Origin of the sequence: Flavobacterium sp., from assembly GCF_003525665.1 — a bacterium.
Classification (GTDB): Bacteria; Bacteroidota; Bacteroidia; order Flavobacteriales; family Flavobacteriaceae; genus Flavobacterium.
This window is the reverse complement of the sequence record NZ_DQDX01000108.1, coordinates 16,840-21,901: the sequence shown is the minus strand read 5'-3', so window position 1 is coordinate 21,901 and position 5,062 is coordinate 16,840. Positions and strand designations below refer to the sequence as shown.

At 30.9% G+C, this 5,062-nt stretch carries 3 protein-coding genes and 1 pseudogene; 1 reads left to right on the top strand and 3 read right to left on the bottom strand.

The genetic code is table 11. The features are described from left to right. From DIU01_RS07915 to DIU01_RS07905, 3 genes and pseudogenes are all read right to left on the bottom strand, one after another. Window positions 1–290 (bottom strand): annotated as a pseudogene (locus tag DIU01_RS07915) (dihydroorotase); the annotation flags it as partial. Next, the gene (locus DIU01_RS07910) at window positions 287–2,215 is read right to left on the bottom strand and encodes a BatA and WFA domain-containing protein (protein ID WP_290833239.1); all 1,929 of its coding nucleotides are present in this window, start codon (window positions 2,213–2,215) and stop codon (window positions 287–289) included. The pseudogene DIU01_RS07915 and the gene DIU01_RS07910, both read right to left, overlap by 4 nt. A 120-nt stretch (window positions 2,216–2,335) precedes the next feature. Beyond that, window positions 2,336–3,541, bottom strand: coding sequence for a serine hydrolase (locus DIU01_RS07905; RefSeq protein ID WP_290833237.1), 1,206 nt, complete (start codon window positions 3,539–3,541; stop codon window positions 2,336–2,338). Window positions 3,542–3,741: 200 nt separating this feature from the next. Between DIU01_RS07905 and DIU01_RS07900 the strand changes: the two genes are divergently transcribed. After that, complete coding sequence (locus DIU01_RS07900) at window positions 3,742–4,944, top strand: NAD(P)-dependent oxidoreductase (protein ID WP_290833235.1); 1,203 nt, start codon at window positions 3,742–3,744, stop codon at window positions 4,942–4,944. Window positions 4,945–5,062 lie beyond the last annotated feature (118 nt).

Here is a 5,062-nt window from a genome sequence, read left to right as displayed (position 1 = left end):
GAATTGGGTTGAAGTGCAATTCCTGTGAAGCCACTTTTTGCAGCAACATTCAATCCGTTTTCTATAGTTTCTCGGTCTTCAAATCCTGGTTCGCCAAGTGAAACGCTGCTGTCAAACCAACCTTGAGAAATCAATAAATCGGATTGCTTTAGTTCTTCAAAATCATCAGCTTTTGAAAGGTTTTGACCTATCTTTTCTATAGTTCCATTGTTGATTTGTACATCAACCACTTGGTTGTGAAACGGACTTTTTGGGTCTATAATCTTGGCTTCTCTGATGATTATTTTCATTTTACAAATTTTTGAATTAAAACTTCCAATGCAACAAAAAGTAGTGCTAAAATAACAAACCATTTCCAAATCTGATTGTCGGTTCTGTTGGTTTGTAAAGTGTCAAATAAAGAATCTACGTTGCTTATTTCTTTAAAATCACTTGCTGCATCGGGATTGGCATTCGTTAAATTACTTTCGGTTCTATTGTAATTAAAACTTATGTTTTCTTCTAATTTATCGTTGTTAAAAACACCAAAATTTCCGGCGTCTTTCGGATTATCATTGAACGTTAGTTTAACTTTATTGTTCAGTATTTGTTGTACAGGAATAAAGCTTTCTGTTGCGTTTTTTACATTAACAATTTCGTCTTTACTCAATAAAGTTTCCATAATTAATGGTTTGCTTTCTCCAATAATTGTGGCGTTAATTCCAGCTTTCTGAGCATTTTGAGCCATGTTATAAAACGTTGGAACAATAATTGGCGAATTCTGAAAATTACTGTTCACTTTATTGATTTCTCCAGCAAATACATAAACTGAGGAAACACTATTTTGAATAGCACTTAAAAAAGGCGTTTGATCGCTGTAACCCAAAACCATTGGCGCTGAATTATTTATTTCGAATGATTTTTTTGTATTTGGATATTGAAAATTATCTACTTTTTTCTCGAAAACACCACTAAATAAAGGATGACTAAAATTGATTTTGGTAATCATCTTTTCAGTAGTTCCTAACTCATTAAATTTGAATGCTCCAAAATTAGCAAGGAAACTATTTAAGTTTGATGTCGAACTTTCTGAACTCGGAATTAATATTACATTTCCGCCTTTTTCTACAAATGATTTCAAGGTTGTTTGCAACGCTTGCGGAATTTCTTTCAACTCATTTAAAACAATTGCATCTTGTTTGTCAATCAAATTATAATCTAATGTTTGCAATGAAAAATTAGAATAATTAAATTCATCCGAAGTATAAATTCTTGATAAAAAATTACTTTTTTCAACTTCACCAATACTTATTACATTGCTTTTTTCGGGTTTTGAAATACTAAAATAATAGTTGTTGTCATATTCCAATCCGTTATCAGAAATGGTTACATAACCATGAAAATCTTCTTTCGGAATAGTAAAATTAATAGTTTTATTTTTTGATTCAAAATTAACTAAGGTTTTAGCAGTCAATTTGTTATTGTTGTAAAGTGCAATTGGAATATCCTTAAAATCTTCTCCAAAAGCATCGAGTTTTACTCCAATTTCATAAAAATTATCTAAAACCTGATTCACATAAACACTGTCAATTGCAATATTATCGGTTTTTTCGGCTTCGGGAATTATGAAATATAAATTCTTGTCGTCTTTACTATTTTTTAGCTGATTAGGTTGTAATCCAACGGCATCTGTAATCACAACAATATCTTTGTCAAATGCCGATTTGTGCGCTTTAATTTTCGCTAAAAGATTATCCAATTGAAAAGGAGATGCACTGTATTTTAAATTTTGAAGTTCTTTTTGAATCGATTTAATGTCGGTATTCCAATAATTATCTGAACAAGTTATTAAAGAAAAATTGGCATTTTCTGGAGTGTTTTCAAGTAAATCCTGAACAGCTCGTTTCAGTAATTCGCCTTTTTTACCTTTGGCTTGCATGCTAAAAGAATTGTCTAAAATGATGTACAATTCGTTCGTTGCATTTTTACTGTCTTTGGCTTTAAAAAAAGGTTGAGCGAAAGCTAATATTAGAAAGGCCAACAACAATAATCGTGTAGCAAGCAATAAATATTTTTTAAGTTTTGAACTTTTACGCGTTTGAATAGCAAGTTCCTTTAGGAATTTTACGTTCGTGAAATATTCGGTTTTAAATTTACGTAATTGAAAAAGATGAACCAGAATTGGAATTACCAATAAAAATAGGAAGTAGAGAATTTCTGGGTGTTTAAATTGCATTCTTACAAAGATTTACTTCACAGGTGTATATTTTGGATACTTTGGGTTGTTTTTTCAATTGTCAAAAATACATTTTTTTTGGCACAAAAACCTATCACTTAAAGAATTTGTTGCCAATAATTATTCGTCTTTAGATGTGGTATCTTTTAGTGTAAATGGATAATCTCCAAACAAAGCCGACAGTCGTTTCATCTGAAAAGTTTGGCGAGTAAATTTATTAGAAAGCGCAATAATTACTGTATTTTCTTTTCGTAAATTGATGTAACTTGAAGTATTTCCATGCCACCAACCGTTGTGATAAAACAGCTTTTGACCAGTTTCCCATTCGCGCATTCTTATTCCTAATCCGTAATTTTTCTCGCCTCGACTTTCATAACTGTAACCTTTAAAAACTTGGTCGGCTAATTTCTTACTTATAAAATCGGGCGAATTTCTAGCCAAATCAAATTTTAATAAATCGCGAGGTGTAGAATAAATATTTTTATCGCCATAAACCGCATCCAAAAAATCAAAAGGATATTTTACATAGTTGTATTTGTACGATGGCGTTGCTTTTTCCTTTGGTGTATTTTCGTCAAAAACAAAAGTATTTTTCATGTCTAAAGGTTCGAAAATTATTTTCTTCATCGCCTCAGCATATTTCATTTTGGTCACTTTTTCAATTATTAAAGCTAGTAAAGCATAATTGGTGTTGTTGTAACTAAAATGAGTGTCGGTTTTTGTTTCTAATTTTATGTCTTTTGTGATAATTACGTTTAATAAATCGGTATTCGTTAACGTTTTATCTCTTCCCCAAATAGCTTTATCATCGCAAAAATAATTGTATTTTTTCATGCCGCTTCTGTGGTTTAAAAGTGTTCTTATCGTTACATCTGGATACGGAAAACCTTCAAATAGTGTTGTTAACTTTTGGTCTAAACTAATTTTTTTTGCATCGATTAATTTTAAAATGGCAGCAGCAGTAAGCACTTTTGTTACAGAAGCAATATGAAGCGGAGTTTCTGGCGAGTTTAAAATATTATTTTCTTTATCTGCATAACCATCGTATTTTTCATAAATGATTTGGCCGTTTTTAGCCACTAGAAAACTTACATTTTCAAAACCTCTTCCGAAATTGTTTTCGAAAAAACCTTCAATTTGTCTTTTTTTGGTAGTAGTATAAGTTGCAGAAAGTCTCGGCAATGAATCTTCTAAAGGAAGCATTGCATATTCTAAATCGCTTTTTCTTTTGGAGGATTTTGTGTTTTTATCATCATTTTTACAGCTAAATAGAAGCAAAAAAGTAAGTGTAAAAAGTAAGTATTTTGGTAATCGAATTGGAGTCATTAGTATTTTGGTTGGAAAACAAATATATAAAACAATAAATCAAACAAATGGAACAAAATGTTATAATAATTATAAAATTATCAACAGTTTCTTGCAATTATTTGAAATTCAGCAAATAATCATAAATTTAATTTTAGGTTAAAAGTTTTGAAAACGTTTTCGTTAATGCTACTTTTGAAGCGCAATAAAAATAGCATATCATGAAGTTCGGAATCGTTAAAGAAAGAAAAAATCCACCAGATAGAAGAGTCGTTTTTACTCCAGAAGAATTAGTTCGATTAAAAATAGAGCATCCAGAAGCTGAAATCAAAGTTGAAAGTTCTGACATTAGAGTTTTTTCTGATGAAGAATATTCTAATTTAGGTTTAGAAGTTGCAACAGATATGACTGATTGTGATGTGTTGTTTGGTGTAAAAGAAATCCCGGTTGATGCATTAATTCCGAATAAAAAATATTTTTTCTTTTCGCATACAATTAAATTTCAGCCCTATAATAGAAAATTATTACAAGCGATTTTAGAGAAAAATATTGAACTATATGATCATGAGACGATTGTAGATGCCAAAAATAAACGTCTTATTGGTTTTGGAAGATATGCCGGAATTGTTGGTGCTTACAACGGTTTTAGAGGTTTCGGAATTAAATATGAGTTGTTTAATTTGCCAAAAGCAGAAACTTTAAAAAGTAAAGACGATTTAATTGTTCGATTAAGAAGGCAAACGCTACCTAATATTAAAATTGTACTTACAGGTCACGGAAAAGTAGGAATGGGCGCAAAAGAAATTCTTGACGGAATGAAAATTAAAGAAGTTCAAGTCGACGATTTTTTAACAAAAAAATATTCGGAACCAGTTTATACTCAAATTGATGTTCTTGATTATAACAAACGATTAGACGGACAAGTTTTAGACAATACCGATTTCTATAAAAATCCGCAAGAATATACATCAGATTTCGAGCGCTTTTCGCAAGTTGCCGATATTTTCATGGCCGGACATTTTCACGGTAACAATGCACCCGATATTTTAACTCGTGAAATGTTGGTTTCTGCAAAAAACAAAATTCAAGTTGTTGCTGATATTTCATGTGATGTTGATGGACCAATTGCTTGTACAATCAAAGCATCGACTATTGCCGATCCGTTTTTTGGATATTTGGCAGGTGAAAATAAAGAAGTTCCTTTTACACATCCAGGTTCAATTATGGTAATGTCTGTGGATAATTTGCCTTGCGAATTGCCAAAAGACGCTAGTGAAGGTTTTGGAGAAATGTTTATGCAACATGTAATTCCAGCTTTTTTCAACAACGATAAAGACGGAATTTTACAACGTGCAAAAATGACAGAAAACGGTCAGTTAACTGAAAGATTTAAGTATTTACAAGATTATGTTGATGGAAAATAGATTCTTTTATTTTACCATCATTTCATTATAGTAAAGTAAAGTCCCGATTGTTGTCGGGATTTTTTATTTCATAAAATTGGCTATATTTGAATTTACTGATTTGATAAAACTCCATAAA